2 protein-coding genes are annotated in these 1,685 nt (G+C 74.3%); both read left to right on the top strand.

Annotated features, from left to right (window positions below; translation table 11 throughout):
• Positions 1 to 1,171: ABC transporter ATP-binding protein (locus R6V09_RS52510; RefSeq protein ID WP_317888461.1), on the top strand; the 1,171-nt coding region annotated here is incomplete at its 5' end.
• Positions 1,168 to 1,685: ATP-binding cassette domain-containing protein (locus R6V09_RS52505; protein ID WP_317888460.1), on the top strand; the 518-nt coding region annotated here is incomplete at its 3' end. The genes R6V09_RS52510 and R6V09_RS52505, both read left to right, overlap by 4 nt.

Below are 1,685 nucleotides of genomic sequence, written 5' to 3'. Positions count from 1 at the left end.
CGGCCAGCGGAGCGAGACAGGCACAACGACGGCCACCCACAGAAGCGAGAACGGCCCAACGGCAGCCACCCACAAGGGCGATGCACACCCAGCGAAGGCCGAACCCGGCCGGACGTCCGGCAGCGCCCAGGACCCGCAAGGGCCCGACGCCGAGCCCGGCCAGCGGAGCGAGACAGGCACAACAGCGGCCACCCACAGAAGCGAGAACGGCCCAACGGCAGCCACCCACAAGGGCGATGCACACCCAGCGAAGGCCGAACCCGAGCGGACGTCCGGCAGCGCCCAGGAGCCGCAAGGGCCCGACGCCGAGCCCGGCCAGCGGAGCGAGGCGAGCTCAACAGCGGCCACCCCCAGGAGCGAGAACAGCCCAACGGCAGCCACCCGCAAGGGCGTTGCGCACCCACCGGAAGACAGCACCAGGCGGACGTCCGGCGCCCGGAACCCGCGCCCCCGCGCCGCCCCGACCCGGACCCCTCCCGCCCTCACCGCCCATGCCCTGTACGCCCGTTACGGCGGCCTCACCGCGCTCGACGGAGTCGATCTCGTGGTGCGGGCGGGTCAGGTGACCGCCGCCGTCGGGCCCAACGGGGCCGGGAAGAGCACCCTGTTCCACTGTCTGGCCGGGACCCTGCGGCCTGTGAGTGGGCGGGTCCGGTTCGGTGGGCGGGACATCACCCGGCTGCCCGCGCACGCCCGGACCCGGCTCGGAGTCGCCCGGACCTTTCAACAGCTCGCCGTCTTCCCCTCATTGACGGTCGCCGAGAACGTGCGTGTGGGCGCCGAGCAGGGGCGGGCCGCCGAACCCGGTTCCGTGGAGCGGGCGTTGCGGCTCTTCGGGCTCGACGGGGACATACGGTCGCTGTCCGCCGCCGGACTTCCCACCGGGACGCTGCGCCGGGTCGAACTGGCGAGGGCGTTGGCGGGCAGCCCGCGCGTGCTGCTGCTCGACGAGCCCGCCGCCGGACTCGACACCGCCGAAGTGGCCGCGCTGACCCTGGTGTTGAGGGCGCTGGCCGCCGAGGGCACCGCCCTGCTCGTCGTGGAGCACGACCTCGATCTGGTCGCCGACCTCGCCGACGTGGTCCATGTGATGACTGCGGGCCGCATCGTCACCTCCGGCCCGCCGGACCGCGTCCTCGACGCACCCGGCGCCTGGGAGACCCCCGCATGACCATCGCCCTGCGCCACGCGCGCGTGCGCTACGGACCCCTCGAAGCCCTGCACGGCGTCACCCTCGCTGCCCCCGCCCACGGGCTCACCGTCCTGCTCGGCCGCAACGGCTCCGGCCGTACGACCGTGCTGCGCGCCCTCGCCGGGACGGTCGCCCTGTCGGGCGGTGCGGTGGTGTGGGACGGCGCCGACGTGACCCGTGTGCCCGCATACGAACGGGCTCGCCGGGGACTGTGTCTGGTGCCGGAACGGCGGGCCGTGTTCGGATCCCTCACCGTCCACGAGAACCTCGAACTCGCGGCGCGGGACTACTCCGTGGCCCTCGACGCGTACCCACAGCTGAGCCCCCTGCTCCCCCGCCGCGCCGGCACCCTCTCCGGGGGCGAGCAGCGCATGCTGGCCCTGTCCCGTGCCCTGCTGGCACACGCGCGCGTGGTGCTCGTCGACGAGCCGGCACAGGGCATGTCACCGGCGGTCGCGGCCCACACGTACGAACTGCTGGGCGGGCTGGACGC

Origin of the sequence: Streptomyces sp. W16 (genome assembly GCF_033194735.1) — a bacterium.
In the GTDB taxonomy this organism is placed as follows: domain Bacteria; phylum Actinomycetota; class Actinomycetes; order Streptomycetales; family Streptomycetaceae; genus Streptomyces.
This window is presented reverse-complemented; position numbering and strand designations above follow the sequence as displayed.